Annotated in this window: 24 protein-coding genes and 1 pseudogene; 8 read left to right on the top strand and 17 right to left on the bottom strand. The window is 66.1% G+C overall.

Annotated elements, in window-relative coordinates:
- The first annotated feature begins 68 nt into the window (after positions 1-68).
- Entirely contained in the window at positions 69-887 is an 819-nt protein-coding gene (locus tag KF759_RS01745; protein WP_291222619.1) for a folate-binding protein, read from the top strand.
- A gap of 449 nt (positions 888-1,336) precedes the next feature.
- On the top strand, positions 1,337-1,774 hold the full coding sequence (locus tag KF759_RS01740) for a cell wall hydrolase (protein WP_291222617.1): 438 nt from the start codon (positions 1,337-1,339) through the stop codon (positions 1,772-1,774).
- A 109-nt stretch (positions 1,775-1,883) separates the two neighbouring features.
- Here the strand turns inward: KF759_RS01740 and KF759_RS01735 are convergent, their stop codons facing one another.
- Complete coding sequence (locus KF759_RS01735; protein ID WP_291222615.1) at positions 1,884-2,360, bottom strand: glycine zipper 2TM domain-containing protein; 477 nt, start codon at positions 2,358-2,360, stop codon at positions 1,884-1,886.
- 119 nt (positions 2,361-2,479) lie between these two features.
- Between KF759_RS01735 and KF759_RS01730 the strand changes: the two genes are divergently transcribed.
- The 3 genes from KF759_RS01730 (at position 2,480) to KF759_RS01720 (ending at position 7,458) form a co-directional block, all read left to right on the top strand.
- The gene (locus tag KF759_RS01730; RefSeq protein WP_291222614.1) at positions 2,480-3,673 is read left to right on the top strand and encodes a magnesium transporter; all 1,194 of its coding nucleotides are present in this window, start codon (positions 2,480-2,482) and stop codon (positions 3,671-3,673) included.
- A 54-nt stretch (positions 3,674-3,727) separates the two neighbouring features.
- Positions 3,728-6,247 (top strand): winged helix-turn-helix domain-containing protein, encoded by a 2,520-nt coding sequence (locus KF759_RS01725; RefSeq protein WP_291222613.1) that lies wholly within the window; start codon positions 3,728-3,730, stop codon positions 6,245-6,247.
- Between the two features lie 137 nt (positions 6,248-6,384).
- On the top strand, positions 6,385-7,458 hold the full coding sequence (locus KF759_RS01720; RefSeq protein ID WP_291222612.1) for a hypothetical protein: 1,074 nt from the start codon (positions 6,385-6,387) through the stop codon (positions 7,456-7,458).
- A gap of 171 nt (positions 7,459-7,629) precedes the next feature.
- Here the strand turns inward: KF759_RS01720 and folP are convergent, their stop codons facing one another.
- The 3 genes from folP to rlmE all read right to left on the bottom strand — a co-directional run bounded on the left by folP (position 7,630) and on the right by rlmE (position 11,250).
- Positions 7,630-8,532 carry a dihydropteroate synthase gene (gene folP, locus KF759_RS01715; protein WP_291222610.1) on the bottom strand — a complete coding sequence of 301 codons (903 nt, stop codon included), beginning with the start codon at positions 8,530-8,532 and terminating at the stop codon, positions 7,630-7,632.
- Between the two features lie 83 nt (positions 8,533-8,615).
- Positions 8,616-10,532 (bottom strand): ATP-dependent zinc metalloprotease FtsH, encoded by a 1,917-nt coding sequence (ftsH, locus tag KF759_RS01710; RefSeq protein ID WP_291222608.1) that lies wholly within the window; start codon positions 10,530-10,532, stop codon positions 8,616-8,618.
- 94 nt (positions 10,533-10,626) lie between these two features.
- Entirely contained in the window at positions 10,627-11,250 is a 624-nt protein-coding gene (gene rlmE / locus KF759_RS01705; protein WP_291222809.1) for a 23S rRNA (uridine(2552)-2'-O)-methyltransferase RlmE, read from the bottom strand.
- Positions 11,251-11,373: 123 nt separating this feature from the next.
- Between rlmE and yhbY the strand changes: the two genes are divergently transcribed.
- Both yhbY and KF759_RS01695 read left to right on the top strand, forming a co-directional pair.
- Positions 11,374-11,670, top strand: coding sequence for a ribosome assembly RNA-binding protein YhbY (gene yhbY / locus KF759_RS01700; RefSeq protein ID WP_291222606.1), 297 nt, complete (start codon positions 11,374-11,376; stop codon positions 11,668-11,670).
- A 5-nt stretch (positions 11,671-11,675) separates the two neighbouring features.
- Entirely contained in the window at positions 11,676-12,059 is a 384-nt protein-coding gene (locus KF759_RS01695) for an Mth938-like domain-containing protein (protein WP_291222604.1), read from the top strand.
- Positions 12,060-12,062: 3 nt separating this feature from the next.
- On the opposite strand, the gene KF759_RS01690 is transcribed toward KF759_RS01695, so the two are convergent.
- The 5 genes from KF759_RS01690 to surE all read right to left on the bottom strand — a co-directional run bounded on the left by KF759_RS01690 (position 12,063) and on the right by surE (position 16,096).
- Positions 12,063-12,968, bottom strand: a complete 906-nt coding sequence (locus tag KF759_RS01690) for a sigma-70 family RNA polymerase sigma factor (protein WP_291222602.1) — start codon at positions 12,966-12,968, stop codon at positions 12,063-12,065.
- Positions 12,969-13,045: 77 nt separating this feature from the next.
- Positions 13,046-14,005: a peptidoglycan DD-metalloendopeptidase family protein gene (locus KF759_RS01685; RefSeq protein WP_291222601.1), complete on the bottom strand. Its 960-nt coding sequence runs from the start codon at positions 14,003-14,005 to the stop codon at positions 13,046-13,048.
- 9 nt (positions 14,006-14,014) lie between these two features.
- The gene (locus KF759_RS01680; protein WP_291222808.1) at positions 14,015-14,620 is read right to left on the bottom strand and encodes a YqaA family protein; all 606 of its coding nucleotides are present in this window, start codon (positions 14,618-14,620) and stop codon (positions 14,015-14,017) included.
- 31 nt (positions 14,621-14,651) lie between these two features.
- Positions 14,652-15,287 carry a protein-L-isoaspartate(D-aspartate) O-methyltransferase gene (locus KF759_RS01675; RefSeq protein WP_291222807.1) on the bottom strand — a complete coding sequence of 212 codons (636 nt, stop codon included), beginning with the start codon at positions 15,285-15,287 and terminating at the stop codon, positions 14,652-14,654.
- A 41-nt stretch (positions 15,288-15,328) separates the two neighbouring features.
- Entirely contained in the window at positions 15,329-16,096 is a 768-nt protein-coding gene (gene surE, locus KF759_RS01670) for a 5'/3'-nucleotidase SurE (protein ID WP_291222600.1), read from the bottom strand.
- Positions 16,097-16,210: 114 nt separating this feature from the next.
- Here surE and KF759_RS01665 point away from each other — a divergent pair, with 114 nt between their 5' ends.
- Entirely contained in the window at positions 16,211-16,744 is a 534-nt protein-coding gene (locus tag KF759_RS01665; RefSeq protein ID WP_291222597.1) for a Smr/MutS family protein, read from the top strand.
- Between the two features lie 24 nt (positions 16,745-16,768).
- On the opposite strand, the gene truD is transcribed toward KF759_RS01665, so the two are convergent.
- From truD to KF759_RS01625, 8 genes and pseudogenes are all read right to left on the bottom strand, one after another.
- A complete protein-coding gene (gene truD, locus KF759_RS01660) occupies positions 16,769-17,788 on the bottom strand; it encodes a tRNA pseudouridine(13) synthase TruD (protein WP_291222596.1) in 1,020 nt (339 codons plus the stop codon).
- Between the two features lie 161 nt (positions 17,789-17,949).
- Positions 17,950-18,411 (bottom strand): annotated as a pseudogene (gene ispF / locus KF759_RS01655) (2-C-methyl-D-erythritol 2,4-cyclodiphosphate synthase); the annotation flags it as partial.
- 50 nt (positions 18,412-18,461) lie between these two features.
- Complete coding sequence (ispD, locus tag KF759_RS01650) at positions 18,462-19,169, bottom strand: 2-C-methyl-D-erythritol 4-phosphate cytidylyltransferase (RefSeq protein ID WP_291222594.1); 708 nt, start codon at positions 19,167-19,169, stop codon at positions 18,462-18,464.
- Positions 19,159-19,467, bottom strand: coding sequence for a cell division protein FtsB (ftsB, locus tag KF759_RS01645; protein ID WP_291222592.1), 309 nt, complete (start codon positions 19,465-19,467; stop codon positions 19,159-19,161). The genes ispD and ftsB overlap by 11 nt, the downstream gene beginning before the upstream one ends.
- A 9-nt stretch (positions 19,468-19,476) precedes the next feature.
- A complete protein-coding gene (gene eno, locus KF759_RS01640; RefSeq protein ID WP_291222590.1) occupies positions 19,477-20,784 on the bottom strand; it encodes a phosphopyruvate hydratase in 1,308 nt (435 codons plus the stop codon).
- Positions 20,785-20,791: 7 nt separating this feature from the next.
- On the bottom strand, positions 20,792-21,223 hold the full coding sequence (locus tag KF759_RS01635) for a hypothetical protein (RefSeq protein ID WP_291222588.1): 432 nt from the start codon (positions 21,221-21,223) through the stop codon (positions 20,792-20,794).
- 67 nt (positions 21,224-21,290) lie between these two features.
- Complete coding sequence (kdsA, locus tag KF759_RS01630) at positions 21,291-22,112, bottom strand: 3-deoxy-8-phosphooctulonate synthase (protein ID WP_291222806.1); 822 nt, start codon at positions 22,110-22,112, stop codon at positions 21,291-21,293.
- Positions 22,113-22,211: 99 nt separating this feature from the next.
- Positions 22,212-23,870, bottom strand: coding sequence for a CTP synthase (locus KF759_RS01625; protein WP_291222586.1), 1,659 nt, complete (start codon positions 23,868-23,870; stop codon positions 22,212-22,214).
- Between the last annotated feature and the right edge of the window lie 275 nt (positions 23,871-24,145).

Raw genomic sequence — 24,145 nt, 5'->3', positions numbered from 1 at the left:
CACTGCATCGCAGCGCGCCGGTTGGCATGCCTGTTACGATCCCGGCTCGGCTTTTCGTGTTCCATTCCATGCAGACCGCACTTGGTTCCGCTGCGTTGTTGCGCCTGAAGGGCGCCGATGCCCTCGCCTTCGCCCACTCCCAGTTCAGCCGTGACGTGCTCGCACTGCAACCGGGCCAATACGGCTGGAGTGCGTGGCTGGATGCGCAGGGCCGCGCCCGCAGCGTGTTCGCCCTGCTGCGCACCGCCGCGGACACCTTGATGTTGTGGTGGCCCGAGGGCGATGCGGGTCTGCTCGCAACCGAACTGCGCCGCTTCGTGCTGCGCAGCCGCCTCGTCATCGAGGCGCTCGAAGGCTGGCAGCTCCTGCCCTGCGCCCTTGCGGATCTGCCCATCGGATCGGAACTTGCCGAACACCTCGGGGGCTGGGCGCTGCGCCTGCCCGATTCGGACACCCCCCGCGGGGTCGTGCTTGCACCCATGGACCTGGCGCTCGATCCCGACGCGCAGCAGAACCGGCTGCGCGCCGACCTCATGGCACGGCTGCCGTGGATCGCACCTCCCACCGCCGGCCTGTTCACCCCGCAGGCGCTCGAGCTGGAGCGCCTGGGCGCCATCGCTTTCGACAAGGGCTGCTATCCCGGCCAGGAAATCGTCGCGCGCCTCCATTTCCGTGGCGGCAACAAGCGTGGCTTGCGCGTGCTCGAGACCGGCGCGGAGGCCTGCGCAGCCGGCACCGCTCTCATTGATGACACCGGCGCGATCCGCGGCTCGGTGCTCTACGGCTGCGCACCCACGGCCAAGGCCTTGGCGCTTGCCCTTGCGGTGGTCAGTCTCGACGCGATGGATCGTCGCTTGCGCCCATCGAGCGGTTCACCCAGCTTCTGATCCGCCAATGCGAGGCCGTGACACGGCCCCATGAATCGCACGGAGTTCGCGGGCAAGCCTTTGAATCGCATGCCAAACGCAGACTTAGCCGGGGCTGAACGGAAATCACGCGGCACGCGACAAGCGCCAGCTCCCTGCGTATTCTCCGCCGCATGCCCTGCCTAGTCAGGGCTTTTTTGTGCGCGCAGATCGCGTGTGCAGACCGGTTCCGCCGTGGCGGGGCCGGCCAGGATCCCAGGGCAGTGCCCGGGTATCCACCAACGTCGGAGCGACTGCCGGGGTGGCAGACGCCGCCGACGTGGCCCCCGGAACGCGGCGAACGGCCGCGCGGGCGCCGGGTCATCAAACATCGAGGCTGGGCCGCTGCGCGGGGTATCGCGCAGGCCAATGCATGCGCCATCGCGCTGCGTCGGGATCTCCAGCCACCCTGAATGAACCAAGGAGTTCCAATGAAACTTGCCTTCCTGCTTTGGCTCGCCTCGATCCTGCCGCAGCCTGCTGCCGATCAGGTATGCCTTGCCACCACCGTTTATCTCGAGGCGCGCAGCGAAAGCCAGATCGGCCAGATGGCGGTCGCCGAAGTCGCCATGCGCCGCCGCGAAAGCGGCCGCTGGGGCACATCCGTGTGTTCAGTGGTGCGCTCACCCGGCCAATTCGCCCTGAGCACGACAAACGAGGACTACCTCGTCAAGAATCCGAATGCGTGGGCGACCGCCTGGAAGATTGCCGGCCGCGCGATCGACACCTGGTCACTGCCACGTGGCCAGCGCCATCTGGTCGTGCCCCATGCCGACCACTTCGTACTTGCAGACTCGGTCTCGCCCAACTGGGTCAAGGCCCCCCCCTTGACCACGATCGGCGCCCACAACTTCTACCGGATCAACTGATCCATTCGCAGCGGCCTCGGAAAACAAAGCGGCGAAGACCCAGGCCTTCGCCGTTTTGCTTTCAGCCAAGCCAACTCGCAGCAGACTCAGACGCGACGCGCGGGCAAGCTCAGCGCAGCAGCATCAAGCGGTTGTCGCGGATCATCACGCGATCGCCTGGACGCAAGTTGTCATGCTGCCATTGGGTCACTCGCGCCCAGCGGCCATCGTCGAGCCGCACGGTGAATTCCCAGGCTGGACGTCCGCCGTAGCCGTTGGAATCGCGCTCGATCGCGTTGCCGGCCATGCCGCCGACCACGGCGCCGGCCACGGTCGCAGCGGTTCGCCCATCCCCCCTGCCGATGGTGTTGCCGAGCACGCCGCCGATGATCGCGCCGAGCACCGCGCCGCCGCCGCTGGTCGCGTTGTCGCGCACGTAGACCTGGGCAACTTCGCGGATCACGCCGCAGCGAGGACAATCGTAGGCCGCGCGGCGCTGGTAGTAGTCATCATCGTAGTAGCGCGCGCGTGGCGGCGTCGCCACGCAGCCGGCAAGTGCGATACCAAAGAGGCTGGCGCCAAGAATCGCTGCGAGTCTGCGGCCCATCGACATTCTCCTGTCAGTGACGCCGCCATCCTCGCCGATCGCGGATAAAGAACCGATGAATGACTCGCGCGCTTGCGGCATCATGCGCGCTTGCCCCACGCATCGACCAAGGATTGCGCATGTCCAACCCCGTCAGCGCAGACGAGTTGCTCGACCTCGACAGCGATGCAGCGGCCGCCCGGCTGATGCCATTGCCCAATGCCGAGATCGCCCTGCTGCTGCGCAAGCTCGGACCTGGCCGCGCAGTGGCAATCCTTGATCGAATCGACCCTACCCGTCGCATGCTGATCGATGCGGCAGGCCTGGGCGCGGATGGCTGGTCGCTGGCCCAACAGTGGCCCGAGGGCACGGTCGGACGCCTGATGGAGCCCGCACCGGCGGCGTTCCCGGCCAATGCCCGGGTTGGCGAAGTCATCGACAGGCTGCGTCCGATCATCTCGCACGCCCTGGTCACCTACGTGTTCGCGCTCGATGACAAGCAGCGACTGAGCGGCGTGGTGGCTTTCCGCGAACTGGCCTTCGCAGGCCCGACTCAATTGCTGTCGGACATCATGGTGGCGCAGCCGTTTTCGCTGCTGCCTGGCGCCGACGCCATCGAGGCGATGCGCGAGGTGGTGCGGCGCCACTATCCCGTGTATCCGGTATGCGACGCCGAAGGCCACCTGCTCGGCGTGGTCCGTGGTGCGGTGTTGTTCGAGGAACAGGCTTACGAAATCAGTGCCCAGCTCGGCGCCACCGTCGGCGTAGAGAAGGAAGAACGGCTGACCACGCCGTGGTCGCGCAGCCTGCGTTTGCGCAATCCCTGGCTGCAGATCAACCTGCTCACCACGTTCATTACGGCGGGTGTGGTCGGCTCGTTTCAGGACACCATCAACCACATCGTCCTGCTCGCGGTGTTCCTGCCGGTACTCTCGGATCAATGCAACAACACCGGCAGTCAGGCGCTCGCCGTGACCTTGCGCGGCCTGACTTTCGGTGAACTCAAGCCCGGCCGGGGTTGGGCCCTGCTTTGCAAGGAAGCCTGGTTGGGCTTTCTCAACGGCGCACTCACCGGCCTGGTCGCCGCGCTGGCAATGTTCGGCCTGGCTTGGCATCAGGGCAATCCGCAGGCGCCGATGCTCGCCGCGATCACTTTCGCCGCGCTCAGCGGCAGTTGCGTGCTCGCCGGCGTGGTCGGCAGCGGCGTGCCACAGATTCTCAAGCGCTGCGGCGCAGACCCGGCCACGGCTTCGAGCATCTTTCTCACCAAGGCCACCGATATCACCAGCCTGGGGCTGTTCCTGGGCCTTGCGGCCTGGCTGCTCGGACGCTGAACCCCGCTCGCAACAGGGGTGACCGCGCTGGCCACCGCGCTACCCTCGCCCACGATGGCCCACTCCGTTTACCGTTTTGGCGATTGCCGCATCGACCTCTCGGCCCGCGAGCTGCATCGCGATGGCGAACTGGTCACGCTCTCACCGAAAGTCTTCGACTGCCTCGCCTATCTCATCGAACACCGCGAACGCGCGGTCGGCCGCGACGAGCTCATCGCCGCGGTCTGGGGCAAGGTCGATGTCAGCGATACCTTGCTCGGCCAGACCGTGCTCAAGGCCCGTCGCGCAATCGGCGATACCGGCAACGAACAACACGCGATCCGTACCGTGCCACGTTTTGGCTATCGCTGGATTGCCGAAGTCAGCCAAGCGAAAGTGCCATCAAGCCTGCCGGCCGCGGACACCCACGAGGCCGCCGCGTCGCCACTGCCCGAAGCAGCCATCGCCACGACCGAACCGGTTGCCGCGCCCGCCTCACCTCGACGGCACCGAAACGGGTGGATCCTCGCGTTGGGTCTGGTCGCCTTGGCGGCCCTGATCGCGGCCGCATGGCAGACTCGCGAGCGCCGCGCGCCCGAGTCCGCGGCGAGCCCAGCCGCGGTGATCGGAGCGCCGGCAAGCGTGGCCGTCCTGCCAGCCGAAGTCACGTCGGCGGCCGCGAGTCAGGCCTGGCTGCGACTCGGCTTGATGGATCTCATCGCCACTCACCTGCGCGGCGCGGGACTGGGCGTCATGCCCAGCGACAACGTGGTCGCCGTGTTGCGCGGCCATGACGCGCGCGAAGACGCCGTGTCGCGGATTACCGCCGCCGCGGGCGTCCGCAAGGTCGTCGTGCCTCTGGTTGCGCGCGCTGCCGCGGGCTGGAGCGTGCGACTCGATCTGCACGAGGGTGATCAGCTCCAAGGGTCGTTCGAGGCCCGCGCAACCGACGCGGTGCTTGCCGCCCGCATGGCGGCTGATCAGCTGCTCGCCCATTTGGGGCGGCGCAATCCGCATGCCAATGCCGGCAACCTGCCGCTGGACGAATTGCTGGCGCGCATCGATGCGGCGCAACTGACCAATGACCTTGCCGGCGCGCGCGACCTCATCGAGCAGGCGCCCGCCAGTCTCAGGGACTTGCCCGACCTGCGCCTGCGGCTTGCCCAGATCGACTTTCGCGCGGGCAGGCTCGATGTCGCCCAACAGCAGCTTGCGGCCCTGCTCCCGCAGGCCGGCAATGAAACCGAACCGCTGTTGCGAGCGCGCATCCTCAATGCACTCGGCGCGATCGCGATCCGCACCCGCCGCAATGCCGAAGCCGAGCGCGAATTCGGCGAAGCCATCGCTTTGCTCGCACATGGCAAGCAACCCGCGGTCCTTGGCCAGGCCTACACCGGGCTGGCGATCAGCCATGCTGCACAGGGCGACTTCGACGCCGCGCAAGCCAACTTCTCGCGCGCGCGGATTGCGCTCGAACTTGCCGGCGACGGACTGGCACAGGCACGCGTCGAAGAGAACGAGGGCGTGGTCGCGGCACGCCGCGGCCATGCAGCCGAGGCGCTGGCCGCGCACCAGCGCGCGGCACAGCGCTTCGAACGCTTCGGCGCGCTCAACGAGCTCATCCTCACGCGCGGCAATGCGGCCAGTGTCCAACTCGCCCTGCTGGATCCCGCTGCAGCCTTGGCGACGATCGAGCGCAGCCTGCCCCTGCTCGACCAAATCGAAAACCGCAGGACGCGCCACGCCCTGCTGATCGAGCATGCAAGCGTGCTTGCCCGCAGCGGCCAATTGAGCGAAGCGCGCAAGCTCCTCGCCGAGCTGGCCAGCGACGCGAGCAGCGATTCGGACCCCGCACTGTTGCTGGCGCGGATCCACTTCGAACAGGCGCGACTCGACCTCGCCGCGGGTCGGCCTGACGAGGCCGCGGCGTTGGCCCAATCAGCGGTCGAGGCGTATGCCGATGCCGATCATCTGCGCGAACGCGCACACGCCTGGTTGCTGCTGGCGCAAGCCTTGCGCGCCGCCGGCAAGCTCACCGAGGCGAGCGCGCAGGCGGCGCAGTTGCGGGCAGCCGCAAATGCCGATCAGGCGCCACCCCTGCTCCTGTTTGCGGCGCTCGCGCAGGCGGAAGCCACGCCTGTCGATGCCGCGACCACGGCCTACGAGGATGCCCTTGCGCGCGCCGCACGCGAGGACGTGCCGGCCGATACCGCCCAAGTGCTCATTTCGTGGGCCGCTCGACTCATCGCGGCGGGCGAGCTCGATCGTGCCAGCGCCCTCGTCGGCCAAGTGTCACGCTGGGCCGGTCAGGACTTCGCTTGCGCCCTTTTGCAACTGCGCTACTACCACGCGCTGGGTGAGATCCCGGCCTGGCAGACGGCGCTGCAGCGCGCGCAGTCGCTGGCCGGGGAACGGAAAATCGAACCGGTCTTGCTGGAAGCCCCGCCGGCGCGGGGCACCGACAGCGCGCGCGGAAAGGGCCTGCCCGCCGACACCGCCCACGACAGGCTGCCACCGTCGGCAGGTCACGTCGACGGCCCACAAAGCCGGGCCAGGCCTTCCATAACGCTTCCGATCTCATTCGCAAACCACTGATTTGCCGAAAACAATTCGGCGCGAATCGAGCGCGAATGGAGCGCGAATGCACTCGGACGCCATTCCTGCGACAAGGGCACGATGCCCCGTCCGCGTGCGGGACAGCCTCGCCTCCACCACCCCGGGAATCCATCAACATGCTTGTTCGTCTTCCGCTCGCCGCCAGTCTTGGCCTGGCCTTGTGCAGTACTGCCTTCGCCTCCGGCAGCTTCATCGAAATCCAGACCGCCAACGTCCAGCTCACCCAGGTCTCGCCCAATGGCGCCTACGCCGTCGGCTCGATCCTCAATGACTCGGCCTTCCGCTGGACCGCGTTGGGCGGTATCCAGGAGCTGATTCCCGACATGGACAATGCCCAGGGCATCAACAATCTCGGCACGATTGCCGGCGCGGTGGCCGAAAACGGCGGCGCCGACGAGGGCGGCCGCGATCTGGGCGCCACCGTCGAAGTCGGCGGCGCGCCGGTGTTGTTGAGCAGCCCGCTCACCACCAATTCGAGCGGCTACGGAGTCGCCGAAGACGGCACCGTGGTCGGACTGTCCTTCGAGGACAACTTCGAGGGCGCCGCGATCGCCTTTGTCTGGGACGCCGCCTCGGGCATGTCGGCCTTGCCGACCCTGCGCCCCCAGACCTATTCGCGCGCCAATGCAATCAGCTCCGATGGCCACGTCATCGTCGGCTGGAACGACACCGACATGGGCGAACGCCTCGGCACGATCTGGATCGATCGCGTGCCGATGGATGTCGCCGACGCCGATGGTTACGGCACCGGCGAAGCCTTGGCCGTCACTTCGGATGGCCAGTGGGTGGTCGGCTCGGAATATATCGATGCCGATTTCAATGAAGGCGCCTGGCGCTGGAGCGCCAGCACCGGCGTGGAACTGATTCCCGACATGACCTATGCCTTCGGCGTGAGCGCCGATGGCAAGACCATCGTCGGGGCCACCGGCTTCTTCTCCGAGCCGGCGCGCACGGCGATGATCTGGCGTGAAGGCATCGGCACGATCCCCTTCGCCGACTACCTCGTCGAACAGGGCATCACGGTCCCGGCAGGCTGGGATTTCGCGGGTGGCCTGACCGGCATCTCGGCCGACGGCTACACGCTTGCCGGTTGGGGCACCGGCCCGCTCGGCATGCAGTCCTACATCGTCCAGCTCGATCGCCCCGATTCGATCTTCGTCGACGGTTTCGAAGAAGCAGTCACGCCCTGAAGAACTGCAAGCAAGCCCCAGCGCTGTCTCTCTCCCTCTCGGCGAGTCCGGATGTTTCCGGACTCGCCTTTTTCTTGCCGCGTGCTCCCGCGGCAAGCAAAGAACCCATTGGCCAATGAGGACCGACGGTTCCTGCGCACACGCCCGAGGAGCCCCTGGCTCAGCGCGCGATCAATCCTCATCCCAGGCCAGATGCGCCGGACGCGGTTCCTTGCGCGTGGGCTGCGCCGCGGCTTCCGCCACTCCCTGCCAGACGGCAAGCGCATCGCGCGTGGCCGCGACATCGTGCACACGCACGAACATCGCGCCATTCTGCACGGCGATCAGCGCCGCAGCGGCCGAACCCGCAGCACGTGCCGCCCCCCCCTCGCGCCCGGTGAGCGTGCCAATCATCGCCTTGCGCGACAGCCCGACCAGGACGCCCGCAGCCAGTCCAACGAAGCGTTCAAGGCCGGCCAGCAGGGCGAGATTGTGTGCCAGCGTCTTGCCGAAACCGAATCCCGGATCGACCAGCACGCGGCGCTTGTCGATGCCGGCCATTTCGCAGGCAAACACGCGCTCGGTGAGGAAGCGATGAATCTCGCCGACGACATCGTCGTAGTGCGGATCGTCCTGCATCGTGCCCGGCTCGCCCTGCATGTGCATCAGGCAGACCGGAACCCCCAGCTCGGCCACGGCCGCGAGCGCACCCTCGCGACGCAGGGCATACACGTCGTTGATGAGGCCCGCGCCCGCGGCGACCGCCGCGCGCATCACCTCGGGCTTGGACGTATCGATCGAGATCGGCACCGACACGCGCGCGGCAAGCGCCTCGATCACTGGCACCACGCGCGCGATTTCCTCGGCTGCGGCAATCGGCGCGGCACCGGGCCGCGTCGACTCGGCACCGACATCGAGCAGGTCGGCGCCGGCTTCGACCATGGCAATGCCTTGCGCAAGCGCGCGCTCGGGATCGCCGGCGAGACCGTCGCCGGAGAATGAATCATCGGTGAGATTGACGATGCCGCAAATGCGGGCGCGGTCGAGTTGGAGCGCGCGGCCGCGGCAGTCGAGCGTGGGCGTGATAGCGAACATCACTGCAGTGTACGACAGCCACATCGACTGCCGCACAGGGCGAAGGCGCGCCTGCGCGCGCCTTCATCCAATGACCGTCGTGCTCAGGTCTGGGCGGCGGGACGACCGATCGGAACGCCGTCGGCGCCCGGGCCACCACTGCCGCGCCCGGGATTGTCCTTGTTCCAGTCCGCCGGCGGCGGCGGATCGCGGCCTTCCATGATAGCCGCGATCTGGCTGCGGTCGATGGTTTCGTACTGCAACAGTGCACCGGCCATCGCGTGGAGCTTTTCCATGCTCTCGGTGAGAATGCGGCGTGCGGTGGAATGCGCCGTTTCGATCACGCCGCGCACGGCCTCGTCGATCTTGCGCGCAGTCTCTTCGGACACCTGCTTGTGCTGGGTGACCGAGCGACCGAGGAAGACCTCGTCCTCTTCTTCGGCATAGGTCATCGGACCGAGCTCGGCCGACAGGCCGTACTTGGTGACCATGTCGCGGGCGATTTGCGTGGCACGCTGGATGTCGTTGGAAGCACCCGTGGTCACGCGCTCGCTGCCAAAGATGATTTCCTCGGCCACGCGCCCGCCGTAGAGACTGGCGAGTCGGCTTTCGAGCGAGAGCTTGCTGTGGCTGTAACGATCCTGCTCGGGCAGGAACATGGTGACGCCGAGCGCGCGTCCGCGCGGGATGATCGTCACCTTGTGCACCGGATCATGCTCGGGCACGGTCAAGCCAACGATCGCATGGCCGGCCTCGTGGTAGGCAGTGAGCTTCTTCTCCTCGTCGCTCATGATCATCGAGCGGCGCTCGGCGCCCATCATGATCTTGTCCTTGGCGCGCTCGAAATGATTCATGTCGACATCGCGACGGTTGTCGCGCGCGGCAAACAGCGCGGCCTCGTTGACGAGGTTGGCAAGGTCGGCACCGGAGAAACCCGGCGTGCCGCGCGCGATCACCAGCGCGTCGACGTCGGTCGCGAGCGGCACCTTGCGCATGTGCACCTTGAGGATCTGCTCGCGGCCCTTGAGGTCGGGCAGTGGCACGACCACCTGGCGATCGAATCGGCCCGGGCGCAGCAGCGCCGGGTCGAGCACGTCGGGGCGGTTGGTGGCGGCGATCACGATCACGCCTTCGCTGCCCTCGAAGCCATCCATCTCGACCAGCAACTGGTTGAGCGTCTGCTCGCGCTCGTCGTGGCCCCCACCTAGACCGGCGCCGCGATGGCGACCGACGGCGTCTATTTCGTCGATGAATATGATGCAGGGCGCATGTTTCTTGCCCTGCTCGAACATGTCGCGCACGCGCGCGGCACCGACGCCGACGAACATCTCGACGAAATCAGAGCCGGAGATGGAGAAAAACGGCACCTTGGCCTCGCCCGCGATCGCCTTGGCCAGCAGGGTCTTGCCGGTACCGGGCGAGCCGACCATGAGCACGCCGCGCGGGATCTTGCCGCCGAGCTTGGTGAACTTGGACGGATCACGCAGGAAGTCGACCAGCTCGCCGACTTCCTCCTTGGCCTCGTCGCAACCGGCGACGTCGGCAAAGGTGACCTTGATCTGGTCCTCGCCCTGCAGCTTGGCGCGCGAGCGACCGAAGCTCATCGCGCCGCGGCCACCGGCGCCGGCCTGCATCTGGCGCATGAAGTAGATCAGCAGGCCGATGAAGATGAGGATCGGCACCCAGTCGAACAGGATGCGCAGGAAGGGGTTGATGGTGTCGAGCGGCTGCTGGGTGACCTCGACATTGCTCTTGGCGAGCAGGGCGTTGAACTGCTCGTTGGCGCCCAGCGGCACCATCGTCCAGGTGGTGGTGCCGTCCTTGAGCTTGGCGGTGGCGCGCGCGGGATTCTCGGCACTGATGGTCACCGACGAAAAACCGCCATTGCCCACTTGCTGAACGAATTGCGAATAGGCGACTTCCGACGGCTGGCTCGCGTGCGGGTTGAAGCTCTGGAACACCATGAGCAACACCACCGCGATCACCACCCACATCAGCAGGTTCTTGACCATGTCATTCATGGCGCGCGCCTCCCGCAATTGCCCCACGCAAGCCCGCAGGGAAGGCCCCTGCCGACCGCTTCACGCCGCGCTGATGTGCTGCAACCATGGATCCTTACCCTTTCTTGCCCACTGCCAATGCATACACCTCGGGACTGCGCGCACGCGAAGCCTTCGGTTTGCGGATGCTGACGCGCTCGTAGCCGGCACGCAAGCGACGCACGAAATCATCGAAACCCTCGCCCTGGAAAACCTTGGTGAGAAACGAGCCACCCTTGCGCAGGTGCGCGGCAGCGAATTCCTCGGCCAGTTCGACCAGATGCATCGAACGTGGTTGATCCACGGCCGTCATGCCACTCATGTTGGGTGCCATGTCCGAAAGCACAAGGTCCACCGCGACGCCCGCGAGCGTGTCTTCGAGTTGCCTGAGCACCGATTCCTCGCGGAAGTCACCCTCGATGAACTCCACGCCGCCGATGCCCTGCATCGGCAGGATGTCGAGCGCGATCACCCGCCCGGTCGCGCCCAATCGTTCGCGCGCGATCTGCGACCAGCCGCCCGGGGCGGCGCCCAGATCGACGATCACCATGCCCGGCTTGAGCAGGCGGTCGCGTTCGATCAGCTCCTCGAGCTTGAAGACCGCGCGCGAGCGCCAGCCCTCGGCCTGGGCGCGCTTGACGTAGGGATCGTTGAAATGCTCCTGCAACCAGCGGGAACTGGACTTGCTGCGCTTCACCAGTTGGATCCGCCAGTTGCGCCCGGGCGCTTGCGCACTGGCTCTGGATGGAATCGGGTCAGGTTCGAAAGCATGGCGCATGATACCCTGTCCGACCGCCAAAAGCCGCCCAAGCACCTGAACCGCATGCCTTTGTCCGCATCCCAGAAGCGCTATCTGCGCAGCTTTGCCCATGACCTCAAACCGGTGATCCTGGTCGGCCAGAAAGGCATCACCGACGCCTTGCTGGCGGAGTTCAGCAGCGCCCTCGCCCATCACGAATTGCTCAAGGTCAAGCTTGCGGGCGACGACCGCGACGAGCGTGCGCAGGCGATCGAGACCATGGCCAAACACGCCGGCGCCGAGCTCGTGCAGGCAATTGGCAAGACCGCCTGCTTTTACCGGCGCAACCCCGAACGCGACCAGTTCAGCCTGCCGCGCTGAGTGCCATGCAGCTGCATCACGAACGCACCGAGGGCTTCCTGTTCTTCCGTCGCTGCGCGGAAACCGAGGTCACGATCGTCGACCGCGTGCTCACGCGCAGCTTTTTGCTCGCACCCGATCGCCTGGTCGAAGACTGGCCCGTGGTCGACATCAACGGTTTCGACGAAGAAGCCATCGCCGCGATCCTCGCACTCGAACCTGAAGTGGTGTTGTTGGGCACGGGCGTGCGCCAGATCTTTCCCAGTCACGCGACACGCGCCGCCTTGCTGCGTCGGGGCATCGGCATCGAAGTGATGGACAACGCCGCCGCGTGCCGCACCTACAACCTGCTGGCCGACGAAGGTCGGCGCGTGGTGGCGGCGATCATGTTGCCTGCCACTGCCGGTTGAACCTCACTTCGTCGCGGGTGGCGACACGGCTGATGGCGACTCGGCGGCAAGCCGGCGCAGGTGGCCGAGTGCTTCCTCCTGGATCTGCCGCGCGCGCTCGCGACTGATACCCAAGTCACGACCGATGTCGGCGAGCGACTGTGCCGGTCGCTCGCCGAGGCCGAAACGCCGCTGCAGCACTTCGCGCTGGCGTTGCCCAAGGCGTTCGATCAAGCGGCTGAGCCGCTCGATCGCGAACGCGCCAAGGCGGTTGTCCGCCTCCTCCTGGTCCCACATCACGCCGAGCAGGCTGCGCTGGCCGGTATCGAGCACATCGAGTGACTCCACACGCTCCCCGGCGCGGAACAACTCGATGATCGCGCTGACTTCGCGCTGCGCCGCCTGCGCGATCTGCTCGATGGTGGGCGCAGTGCCAAGCGTCATCGTCAACTCACGCTCGACGCGCAGCACCTGCGCCAGATCACGCAGCACGTGCACCGGCACGCGCACGGTGCGGCCCTGATTCATGATCGCCGCGCGCATTGCCTCGCGGATCCACCACACCGCATAAGTCGAAAAGCGCAGGCGCCGCCGGGGATCGAACTTTTCCACTGCGCGAATCAGGCCGAGGTTGCCCTCGGCGATGAGATCCATGAAGGCCAGGCCGCGTCCGGTGTAGTTGCGGGCAACACTGACCACCAGACGCAAATTGGCCTCGATCATCTGGTGTCGTGCAGCGGCATCACCGGCCTGCACGCGCTCGGCCAAGGCCCATTCCTGTTCGCCATCGAGCAGCGGCACCAAGCCGATCTCGGACAGATAGATCAATGCCGAGTCGCGCGCTTCCTCATCGGATTCCTGGCCCGCATCGAGTGCGCCCAGCTCATCCTCGGCAAGTGGCGCTGCATTGGGATCGGTCGGCGAATGCACCAGCGCAGCTTACGCTGCTGCGTCGCCGCGGGGAATGCGCAGATCAACCCCAGGACCCGTCGCGAAGCAAAACACGCTCAACGTCGCGGCAGATAGTCGAGTGGATTGACCGGCTTGCCGTTCTTGCGGATTTCGAAATGCAGGGAATCACGGCTTGCGCTGCTGGATCCCATCTCCGCGATCTCCTGCCCGGCCTTGACGCGACCGCCTTCGGCGACCATGCGCTTGCGATTGTGGCCATAGGCCGACAGGTAGCTGGCGTTGTGCTTGATGATGATGAGTTCGCCATAGCCGACGAGGCCATTGCCGCTGTAGACGACCACGCCATCTGCGGCAGCGCGCACTGCATCGCCAGCCTTGCCCGCGATGTCGATGCCCTGACGCGTCTTGTCGTTGCTGACGAACGCGCCGACGAGGGTGCCCGTGGCCGGCCAGCGCCAACTCACTTCGCCAACCGTGGCTGCCGACTCGGCAGGCGGCGTGCTGGTGACGGCAGCTGGCGCTGGCGTGGCCGTTGCCGTCGCGCTGCTCGGCGCATTCGTGCTTGCCGGGGTGATGTCAGGCTTGGCTGCTGGCGCTGCCGTCGTGGACGTGGTGGCTGCGGGCGTGCGGTTGACGAAGGCCGGCGGCGTGTTTTCCACCGGCTCGAACACCGCCGGTCTGGACGGCACCGCTGGCGTGCTGCCGGCCACGCGTCGGGGTGTGCGCTCGAGCGTCGCCCGATCCTGGTTGCGCGCGGGCGCAGTCAGGCGCAGGTTCTGGCCGACATGGATCGTGTAAGGCGGCCCGATGCGATTCCACGCCGCCAGTTCGCGGTAATCCAGACCATTGCGGAAGGCAATGCTGTAAAGCGTGTCGCCGCGCTCCACCCGGTGGCTGTTGCCGTCCACGGCGTGTCGCGGCGCGGCGGGCGGGCTTGCTGTCTTTCGCACCCGCCCGGCATTGAGATCTTCGACCGGCGCCGGACCGGTGCTGGCACAGGACGCCAGCGTCAGCAGCAGCGACAACAACAGCCATTGGCGTGAATGAAGGTTCATGCTCGGCATCTATTTGACCAGACGCAGCCAGGCGATCAAGGCAACGATCAGCAACACCAGCGCCCAACCGATCCATTCGATCCAGCGATGCAAGGCGCGCTCGGCACGTTCGCCGCCCAGGCGAATCACGCCCGCGAGCAAATACACGCGCTTGCCGCGCCCGATCAGCATGCCGCCAATGAAGGGCAGCAGCGGCATGCCGACGATGCCCGAGGCCCAGGTGAAAATCTTCAGCGGCACCGGCACGAAGCCAGCCGCCACCAGCATCCAGAACGCATTCCAGGGATGGCTGCGAACTTCGGCGCCCAGTTCGCTGACCAGCGCATCGAGACGCGGCAACCAGCCGATCTGCGCGAGCAAGGGCCGCAGCAGATCAAAGGCATAGTGGCCGAGCGCATAGCCGACGAAGGCGCCGAGCATCGAGCCGAGCAAACTCACGCTCGCGTAACGCGCCCAGCGCCGCGGTTGCGACAGCACCATCGGCGCGAGCATGATTTCCGGCGCCACCGGAAAAATGATCGCTTCGACAAAGCTCAGTCCGCCCAGATAGCGTTCGGCATGCGGATGTTTGGCCCAGCGCAAGGCGCGCTCGTAAAGCGGCTTGAACAACTTCATCGCAGGCACCCGCGCGGGATGTTCCATCCGTTCATCCCGTGCCCCCGAGCAAGGGCACGAAGCTCACTTCGCCGAGACGCTCATGCACCCACCCCTGCTCGCCCGCACGCACGCGCAGCAGTTGCTGGCGTCCGGGCGGGCCGACCGGCGCCACCAGGCAACCCTCGGGCGCAAGCTGATCGAGCAAGGCGGGTTCGAGCCCGGCACCCGCGGCAGTCACCAGAATCGCATCGAACGGCGCGAACTCGGACCATCCCAGACGGCCGTCGTCATGCCGCGAACGGATGTTGTCGAGCCCCAGCTTGCGAAAGCGCCGGCGCGCATTGCGCAACAGTTCGTCGATGCGCTCGACGGTGTAGACCTGCTCGACCAATCGTGCCAGCACCGCGCACTGGTAGCCCGAGCCGGTGCCGATCTCAAGCACGCGCGTGGGCAAGCGGTGCTCGATCAGCGCTTCGGTCATGCGCGCCACCACGAAGGGTTGCGAAATCGTCTGCGCCTGACCGATCGGCAGCGCTGTGTCTTCGTAGGCACGCGAAGCCAGCGCCTCGTCGATGAACAGGTGGCGCGGCAAGCTGCGCAACACATCGAGCACGCGCCGATCACGGATGCCGCCCTTCGTCACCAGACCATCCACCATGCGGTCGCGTGCGCGCTGCGAGGTCATGCCGATGCCGCGCAGAACCGGGTCGGACCGCGACGAAAGGCTCACTTGGATTCCGCCTGCAAGGCCGATACCCAACCGGCCACCTTGTCGAGTGCCTGGAAGCGGGTGAGGTCGACATGGATTGGCGTGATCGAAACAAAACCCTCGCGCACCGAAGCAAAGTCGGTGCCTGGACCATCGTCGTCGGCTTCGCCGGACGGGCCTATCCACCAGATCGGCCGGCCACGCGGATCGCGCTGGGCGATGCACGGCGCCGAGCGATGGCGCCGCCCGAGTCGCGTCACCTGCAGGCCGCGGATCTCGTGCCAGGGACGATCCGGCACGTTGACGTTGAGGATGGTGTCGGCCGGCAGCGGATCGACCAGCAGGCGGCGGATCAGCAGCAACACGGCTTCGGCCGCACTCTGGAAGTGATGGCCGACATGGTCGCGCGTGACCAGCGACACCGCGATTGCCGGCAAGCCGAGAAAACGTCCCTCCATCGCCGCCGAGACGGTGCCCGAATAGATCACGTCATCGCCAAGGTTGGCCGCGTTGTTGATGCCGGATACGACGATGTCGGGCTCGTGGTCGAGCAAACCCGACAGGGCCAGATGCACGCAATCGGTCGGCGTGCCGGCGACGCGCCAGCGGTGCTCGTCGAGCTTGAGCACGCGGATCGGCTGGTCGAGCGTGAGCGAATTGCTCGCGCCGGAGCGGTCCCGATCGGGCGCCACCACGGTGACCTCGCCGATTTCGCACAAGCGCTGCGCCAGCACCGCAATACCCGGTGCATCCACTCCATCATCGTTGCTGACCAATACCCGCATGCGTCTGCGCGCCGCACCAGGCGGCCATCGTCCATCGAGGAGGAAACCAATGCGCAATGATAGCGGATCGCACGCCGGCACCGCTGCGCGCCGGCGATCTGCTAGCCTCTGGCAATGAACGCCGACGATGACGACGCCCGCCTGTTCCGCGCCGCGATCGGTCGCGTGCGCGAGCTGCCGGCTTGCGAGGCCGCGCCACGGCCCAGTCAACCCGAGCCGGCTGCCGAACAGTTCCGCCGCGACGAGGCACGCGTCAAGGACGAACTGCTCAATCACGCGTTTGAAGCGGGCGCGGTCGAACTGGGCGAGGAAATCAGCCATCTCAAGCTCGGCCAACCCGCGCGCTTGCTGCAGCAACTGCGGCGCGGCCGCTTCAGCGTCCAGGCCGAAATCGACCTGCACGAAATGAGCGTGGCCGTCGCCCGCAGCGCAATCAGCCAGTTCCTCGATGACTGCCGCCGCCACCACGAGCTGTGCGTGCGCATCGTGCACGGCAAGGGTCTGCGCTCGAGCGCGCGTGGGCCCGTCATCAAGCAGCTCACCGACAGCTTGCTGCGTCGTCGTGCCGACGTCCTCGCCTTCACCTCGGCGCGTCCCGCCCAGGGCGGCACCGGCGCGGTGATCGTGCTCCTGCAACGCGCGAATTGAGCGATCGGCACGCTCGCGTGCAACTCAGGCCTCGTCCGGGCTCCGGCACAACTCGCGCAGCACCACGGTCGCAAACGCGCCCGACTCGAGCGCAAACGCCAGGGTGCAATGATCGTCCTGCCAGTCGATCCGCAGGTCGTGCACGAGCAGCCGCAAGGAGCGTCGCTGCTGTTCGAGACCGGCCTGTTCGAGTCCTTGCGCGAATTCGCTCCACTTCGCGGCGACATCCATTTCGAGTTCGTGCACGGCCTCGCTGCTGCGCAAGGCCCCCCTGCCCCACAACGGGCCGGTCGGGTGGACGTCGAGCCCAGCGAGCCGCTGTTCCAGATCGACGCTCAAAGGCTCGGGCCCGAACACCGAATGGCTTCCGGCCAGCATCCACACTTCACCGGCCAGCGCGCGGTTCCATTGGCATGCGCCCACACGCCGCGCCAGAACCGCATTGAACAAGGCCGAACGCGCGGCCGACAGCGCGAAGCCACGCTGCTCGCGTGGCAGACGCTCCCCCGCAAACAGTCGCCGCGCCAAGGCAAGATTGTCATCACCGTGACCGAAGCGCTGCTCGCCGAAGTAGTTCGGCACACCCTGCGCGGCGATCGCTGCGACGATCGCCTGTGCCTGCGCGCGATCGCCTGCGAGATCGTGCGCCCGGATCACGAAGCGATTGCCGCGGTGCGCGCCGCGCTTGAGCTTGCGCGCATGGCGCGTTGCCGAGAGCACACGCACACCCGCAATCGAAAGCGCCTGCCAATCGGGATCGGCGCGCCTGCCCAGATGGACGGTGTAAGCCTGACGCGTGACCGCGTGGCGATCCTTGAGTCCGCAGAAACCGATCGTGACTGGCGGCAATTCGAGCGCACGCGCGAGCTGGCGTGCCACCCATTCGGTATTGGCGCCGGTCTTTTCGATTTCGAGGAAGGCATGCTCGCCGTCGCCGCTCGGCTCGAAGCCGAGCACTTCCTCGACGCGGAAATCTTCCGGTTGGACGCGCAGTCGGCCACGCAGCGGCGGGCCGCCATGCGCATACGGCAGGTTCAAATTCACTTGCGCTTGTCTTGCTGCTTGAGGCTCGCCTCAGCCAGCGGACCCGCCGAGGGAATCGATGCGGCCAGATCGGCATCGACTTCGGCCTCGACGCGCTCGACGAAAGCGCGCAGTTCCGGCTCCTCGACCCGCGCCACGGTTGCAGCGACCACGCGTGGCTGCAACAGCGCCACCGCAAACGCCGCGATGCCCTCACCACGCCCGGTGAAACCGAGCTTTTCGCTGGTGGTCGCCTTCACACTCACCAGGTTGATCTGGCAAGCCATTTCTTCGGCGAGGCGCTCGCGCATCGCTTGAATGTGCGGTGCGAGCTTGGGCTTTTCGCAGACGATCGTGATGTCGACATTGCCGATCACATAACCCTGCTCGACGACCATCTCCGTGCAGCGGCTCAGGAACTGCATGGAATCGGCATGTGCCCAGCGCGGATCGGTCGGCGGAAAATGCTTGCCGATGTCGCCCAGCGCGAGCGCGCCGAGCAAGGCGTCGCACAGCGCGTGCACGGCGACATCACCGTCCGAGTGCGCTATCAGGCCGCGATCGTAGGCAATGCGCACGCCGCCCAGGGTGACGCAATCACCGGGGCCGAATGCGTGGACGTCGAAACCTTGGCCGATGCGCATGGTGGGGCCTGCGGTGGAAGGCGGGACGCGGAGGTTCCGCGGGGCCGGGATTATCGCACCGTTGCCGGCATGCCTTGCAGCATGGCCTGAACCACCGCAAGATCGGCCGGCGTGGTGACCTTGATGTTGCGCTCGTCACCTTCGACCAGCAGCGGCGCATGCCCGGTGCGCTCCATCGCCATTGCCTCGTCGGTGATCTCCACGCCATCGGTCTGCGCGCGGGTGAGTGCCGCTTCCAGCGCGCCGCGTGTAAACAATTGCGGCGTGAGCGCACGCCAGCGAGTCTCGCGGGGCTCGGTCGCCGCCACCCGGCCATCGGCATCGGCACGCTTGAGGGTATCGCGCAGCGGCGCGGCCAGCAGGCCGCCACCCGCGGGTACCGCGCGTTCCACCAGCCGGTCGATGTCGACGCACGAGATGCAAGGCCGCGCGGCATCGTGCACCAGCACGAAGTCGGCAGGCGCCACCCGGGGCGGCAAGGCACGCAGTCCGGCGAGCACCGAGGCGCTGCGCTGCGCCCCGCCGATCGTGGTACGCAGGGGTTTGCCGGCGAAGGAATCACGCCCACGCCATTGCACGTCCTCAGCGGCGAGCACGAGCAGGATCGCGGCAACGTGGGGACTGACCGCGAGCGCCGTCAGTGTCCATTCGAGCAGCGATCTGCCATCGATCTCGACATACTGCTTGGGCCGATCCGCACCGAAGCGCGCGCCGTGTCCGGCCGCGGGCACCACGCACCACAGCGGTTCAATGCTCATCGCGTCGCTGCGCCTTGCCCTCGGCGGGCTCGACCACCTGGATGAAGGTCTCGCCCGGCTTGATCAGCCCCAGCTCGGAGCGTGCGCGCTCCTCGATCGCCTCGTTGCCATGCTTGAGATCCTCGACCTCGGCAGACAGGGTTTCGTTGCGCTGCTTGATCGCTTCATTGCCCTTCTTCTGCTCGGCCACGTTCTGCTGCAAGCGCCACATATCGCGCAACCCGCCGTGCCCGCTCCACAGCTGCACCTGCAGCGCGACGAGCAGCACCAGCAAGACGAGCGCGGCCCAGCGCAGCACGCGCCCGCCTCAACCCTTGAATGACGGCAGATTGGGAAACGCCGTCCTGCCTGCGTAGCGCGCGGCGCTGCCCAGCGCCTCCTCGATGCGCAGCAACTGGTTGTACTTGGCCACGCGGTCGGAACGGCACAGGGACCCGGTCTTGATCTGCGTTGCCGCGGTCGCGACCGCGATATCGGCGATCGTGGTGTCTTCGGTCTCGCCGGAACGATGCGACACCACGGCCGCATAGCCCGCGCCTTCTGCCATTGCAATCGCCTCGAGCGTTTCCGAGAGCGTGCCGATCTGATTGACCTTGATCAGGATCGCGTTGCCTATCCCACGTTCGATACCCTCGCGGAAGATCGCCGGATTGGTGACGAACAGGTCGTCGCCGACCAGCTGCACGGTTCTGCCCAGTCGCTGCGTAAGCGCCTGCCAGCCATCCCAGTCGCCTTCGGCCATGCCATCTTCGATGGTGAGGATCGGATACTTCGCACACCAGCTTGCATAGAACTCGATGAGTTCCGCGCTGGAGAACTTGCGACCTTCGCCGGCGAGATCGTAGACGCCGTCCTTGTAGAACTCGGAACTGGCGACGTCGAGCCCGAGCCAGACATCCTTGCCGGCGTGGTAGCCGGCCTTGGCGATCGCTTCGAGAATCGTCTCGATCGCCTGCTCGTTGGATTTGAGATCGGGCGCAAAGCCGCCTTCGTCACCGACTGCGGTGTTGAGACCCCTGGCCTTGAGCACGGACTTGAGCGCATGGAAGATTTCCACGCCCGCGCGCAAGGCTTCGGCAAAATCCGGCAGGCCGACCGGCAGCACCATGAACTCCTGCATGTCGACATTGTTGTCGGCATGCGCGCCGCCGTTGACGATGTTCATCATCGGCACCGGGAGATGCAGGGGCGCACCATTGGCCAGCGAAGTGTTGATGTATTGCCACAGCGGCTGCTTGCGCGATGCCGCCTGCGCATGCGCCGTCGCCAGTGAAACGCCAAGCAAGGCATTGGCACCGAGCCCGCTCTTGTTGGGCGTGCCGTCGAGCGCAATGAGCTTGGCATCCAGACCCTTCTGGTCTGCCGCATCGAAACCCTTGAGTGCCTGCGCAATCGTCGTGTTGACATTGGTCACGGCCTTGCGCACGCCCTTGCCCAGGTAACGCGACTTGTCGCCATCGCGCAGTTCGACCGCCTCGCGCGAGCCGGTGGAAGCACCCGAGGGCACCGCAGCTCGGCCGAACGATCCATCGGCGAGCGTGACTTCGGCTTCAAGGGTGGGATTGCCGCGCGAGTCGAGGATTTCCCGCGCATGGATCTGGCTGATCTGGCTCATGTTGCGATCACTTCTTCTCGAACTTGGGAGAGCCGGGCTGCCCGGGCTTGGCGGCCTTGGGGCCACTCCATTCGACATGCTTGACCGAACCCTTGCCGAGCTTGGCGATCACATCCGTCAACTTCTTCGGCGATGGGGATGCGCTGCCATCGATGACGACGCAATCAAATGCCACCGGCCGATTGGCCGCCTCCAGCGCCTTGGCGAGTTCCTTGAGGTTGTAGTTCTTGCCTGCGTATTCGAAGCGCTCGCCCGCGAGCGCCTTGACTGCAACGATCCCGCGCGTGCATTCGAAGCCGGCCGGGGTCTTGTGCGCAACCGGCTGGTCGGCCTTGCCCGGTGAGGACTCCACCGCAAACTTTGCCACGCCCACACCCGCCTGCGCCGAACCCGCCAGCGCCAGACCCACCATCAAGACACCAAGGCAAACTCCACGCATTGCGCATTCTCCAGACTGGTTTGACCACGCCCGCACGCCATGACGGCGTACAGGCAATACGGGAACTTCATGCATCGATCCGCGACTTGAGCAGACGGTCGATTTCGACCAGCGTGCCGAGCAAAGATTCCATTTTTCCGAGCGGCCAGGCATTGGGCCCATCACTCAAGGCCTTGTCCGGATCGGGATGGGTTTCCATGAACACACCGGCCACGCCCACCGCGACTGCCGCGCGCGCGAGCGCCGGCACGAATTCACGCTGGCCGCCCGACTTGCCGTCGGCGCCGCCGGGCAACTGCACCGAGTGGGTCGCGTCGAACACCACCGGGCACTGGGTGTCGCGCATGACGACGAGGCTGCGCATGTCGGACACGAGATTGTTGTAGCCGAAACTCGCGCCGCGCTCGCAGACCATGATCTGCGCATTGCCGGTCGAGCGTGCCTTGGCGGCGACGTGTTTCATTTCCCACGGCGACAGGAACTGGCCCTTCTTGATGTTGACCGGCTTGCCGGCGCTGCAGGCCTTGAGGATGAAATCGGTCTGCCGGCACAGGAAAGCCGGCGTCTGCAACACATCGACCACGCTCGCGACCTCGTCCATCGGCGTGTATTCGTGCACGTCGGTGAGCACCGGCACGCCGATCTGGCGCTTGACTTCGGCCAGCACCTTGAGACCTTCCTCGAGACCCGGACCGCGGAAACTCGTGCCCGAAGTGCGATTGGCCTTGTCGAAACTCGACTTGAAGATGAAGGGCACCCCGAGACGGCCGGTGATTTCCTTGAGCGTGCCCGCGGTGTCGATCTGCAACTGCATCGATTCGATCACGCAGGGCCCGGCGATCAGGAACAAGGGTTGCGAGGCACCGACTTCAAAACCGCACAGCTTCATTTCAGGCACCGTCTTCCCGGGCGTGGCCGGGACCTCAACTGTCAAAGTTCAATGAAACGGATTGGCGATATCAAGCAAGAATCGGCACCGCCGCTGCGTTCACGCCGTCGCCTGCGCCAATTTCGGCGCCAGTCGCATCGCGCGCTGCTCGCGCGCCGCGCGGATGAAGCCGATGAACAATGGATGGCCATCACGCGGCGTCGAAGTGAACTCCGGATGCGCCTGGCAGGCGATGAACCACGGATGGTTGGGCAGTTCGATGACTTCCACCAGCAAGTCATCCATCGACTTGCCCGCGATCACCAGACCCAAATCCTTGAACTGCTGTCGATAGCGGTTGTTGAATTCGTAGCGATGGCGGTGGCGCTCGCGCACCACGTCCTGGCCGTACAGCTCGCGCGTGAGCGTGCCGGCCTTGAGCCGGCATTCCTGCGCACCCAGGCGCATCGTGCCCCCCTTGTCGGAGTCCTCGTCCCGCCGTTCGATCTCACCGCTGCCTGTGGTCCACTCGGTGATGAGACCGATCACCGGATGCGCACAGTTGCGGTCGTTCTCGCTCGAGTTGGCGCCTTCCAGGCCCGCAATGTTGCGCGCGAAATCAACCACCGCCGCATGCATGCCATAGCAAATGCCGAAATACGGAACCCGGCTCTCGCGCGCGAAACGCGCCGCCGCAATCTTGCCCTCGAAGCCGCGCTTGCCGAAGCCACCCGGCACGAGGATGCCGTCGTAGTCCTTGAGCATCTGCGCGCCCTTGCGCTCGACATCCTCGGATTCGAGCCAGTGCAGATTGACGCGTGTCTTCTGCTTGATGCCGCCGTGGCGCAGCGCCTCGCCGAGCGACTTGTAGGCGTCCTTGTGTTCGACGTACTTGCCGACGATGGCGATGTCGACCTCGCCCTGCGGGTTGCGTACCGCATCGAGCGTACGCTCCCACTCCGACAAATCGGCCGCCTTGGCCGGCAGGCGCAGACGTTCGACCACGATTTCGTCGAGCTTCTGCGCATGCAGCGAGAATGGCAGTTCGTAAATCACATCGACGTCGGCAGCGCTTATCACCGCCTTTTCCGGCACGTTGGTGAACAGCGCGATCTTGCGCCGCTCGCTCTGTGGCAAGGGTTGCTCGCAGCGGCATACCAGCACGTCGGCCTGGATGCCGATCGAACGCAGTTCCTTGACTGAATGCTGGGTCGGCTTGGTCTTGATCTCGCCGGCGGCCTTGATGTACGGCACCAGGGTCAGATGCATGAACATCGCGAACTCGGCGCCATGCTCGATGCGGATCTGGCGGATCGCCTCGAGGAAGGGCTGCGATTCGATGTCGCCAACGGTGCCGCCGATTTCCACCAGCGCCACGTCGTAACCCTGGGTCGCCTCGTAGATGCGGTGCTTGATCTCGTCGGTGATGTGCGGAATCACCTGCACGGTCGCGCCGAGGTAGTCGCCGCGACGCTCCTTGGCGATCACGCTCTCGTAGATCTTGCCGGTGGTGATCGAATTCTTGCCGGTCAGGCGCGTGCGCACGAAGCGCTCGTAGTGACCGAGGTCGAGGTCGGTTTCGGCACCATCATCGGTGACGTAGACCTCGCCATGCTGGAACGGGCTCATCGTGCCCGGATCGACATTGATGTAGGGATCGAGCTTCATCAAGGTCACGCGCAGGCCGCGCGCCTCGAGGATGGCAGCCAGCGACGCGGCGGCGATGCCCTTGCCAAGCGAGGACACCACGCCGCCGGTCACGAAAATGAGGGGGGTCATGGGCGAAGGATTCTGCCGGAAAGGCACATTCTACCCGCTTGCCCCGAACGCGGCGAGGGTATGCAACGACGCGCCGGTCCGGCAAGGCAGGCGTGGCTTCAAGCCTATGCCAGCGGGTCGGCGTTCACCGATAATCGGCGACCCATGTCTGCCCAATCCCTGGATTCCCCTGTCCCCGATGTCCCCTCGCCGATCGATGCGGCGCTGACCGGGGATCCTGGCCTGCCGGCTTCACGCGCGGCCGCGGCGACGCGTACGGCGTTTCCGATCCTGCT

The sequence above is a fragment of the Dokdonella sp. genome (genome assembly GCF_019634815.1).
In the GTDB taxonomy this organism is placed as follows: domain Bacteria; phylum Pseudomonadota; class Gammaproteobacteria; order Xanthomonadales; family Rhodanobacteraceae; genus Dokdonella_A.
This window is presented reverse-complemented; position numbering and strand designations above follow the sequence as displayed.

Coding starts and splice junctions, on each gene's coding strand:
- KF759_RS01745 (WP_291222619.1), top strand. CDS start 69: ATGCAGACCGCACTTGGTTCCGCTGCGTTGTTGCGCCTGAAGGGCGCC.
- KF759_RS01740 (WP_291222617.1), top strand. CDS start 1,337: ATGAAACTTGCCTTCCTGCTTTGGCTCGCCTCGATCCTGCCGCAGCCT.
- KF759_RS01735 (WP_291222615.1), bottom strand. CDS start 2,360: ATGGGCCGCAGACTCGCAGCGATTCTTGGCGCCAGCCTCTTTGGTATC.
- KF759_RS01730 (WP_291222614.1), top strand. CDS start 2,480: ATGTCCAACCCCGTCAGCGCAGACGAGTTGCTCGACCTCGACAGCGAT.
- KF759_RS01725 (WP_291222613.1), top strand. CDS start 3,728: ATGGCCCACTCCGTTTACCGTTTTGGCGATTGCCGCATCGACCTCTCG.
- KF759_RS01720 (WP_291222612.1), top strand. CDS start 6,385: ATGCTTGTTCGTCTTCCGCTCGCCGCCAGTCTTGGCCTGGCCTTGTGC.
- folP (WP_291222610.1), bottom strand. CDS start 8,532: ATGTTCGCTATCACGCCCACGCTCGACTGCCGCGGCCGCGCGCTCCAA.
- ftsH (WP_291222608.1), bottom strand. CDS start 10,532: ATGAATGACATGGTCAAGAACCTGCTGATGTGGGTGGTGATCGCGGTG.
- yhbY (WP_291222606.1), top strand. CDS start 11,374: ATGCCTTTGTCCGCATCCCAGAAGCGCTATCTGCGCAGCTTTGCCCAT.
- KF759_RS01695 (WP_291222604.1), top strand. CDS start 11,676: ATGCAGCTGCATCACGAACGCACCGAGGGCTTCCTGTTCTTCCGTCGC.
- KF759_RS01685 (WP_291222601.1), bottom strand. CDS start 14,005: ATGAACCTTCATTCACGCCAATGGCTGTTGTTGTCGCTGCTGCTGACG.
- KF759_RS01680 (WP_291222808.1), bottom strand. CDS start 14,620: ATGAAGTTGTTCAAGCCGCTTTACGAGCGCGCCTTGCGCTGGGCCAAA.
- KF759_RS01675 (WP_291222807.1), bottom strand. CDS start 15,287: ATGACCTCGCAGCGCGCACGCGACCGCATGGTGGATGGTCTGGTGACG.
- surE (WP_291222600.1), bottom strand. CDS start 16,096: ATGCGGGTATTGGTCAGCAACGATGATGGAGTGGATGCACCGGGTATT.
- KF759_RS01665 (WP_291222597.1), top strand. CDS start 16,211: ATGAACGCCGACGATGACGACGCCCGCCTGTTCCGCGCCGCGATCGGT.
- ispD (WP_291222594.1), bottom strand. CDS start 19,169: ATGAGCATTGAACCGCTGTGGTGCGTGGTGCCCGCGGCCGGACACGGC.
- eno (WP_291222590.1), bottom strand. CDS start 20,784: ATGAGCCAGATCAGCCAGATCCATGCGCGGGAAATCCTCGACTCGCGC.
- KF759_RS01635 (WP_291222588.1), bottom strand. CDS start 21,223: ATGCGTGGAGTTTGCCTTGGTGTCTTGATGGTGGGTCTGGCGCTGGCG.
- kdsA (WP_291222806.1), bottom strand. CDS start 22,112: ATGAAGCTGTGCGGTTTTGAAGTCGGTGCCTCGCAACCCTTGTTCCTG.
- KF759_RS01625 (WP_291222586.1), bottom strand. CDS start 23,870: ATGACCCCCCTCATTTTCGTGACCGGCGGCGTGGTGTCCTCGCTTGGC.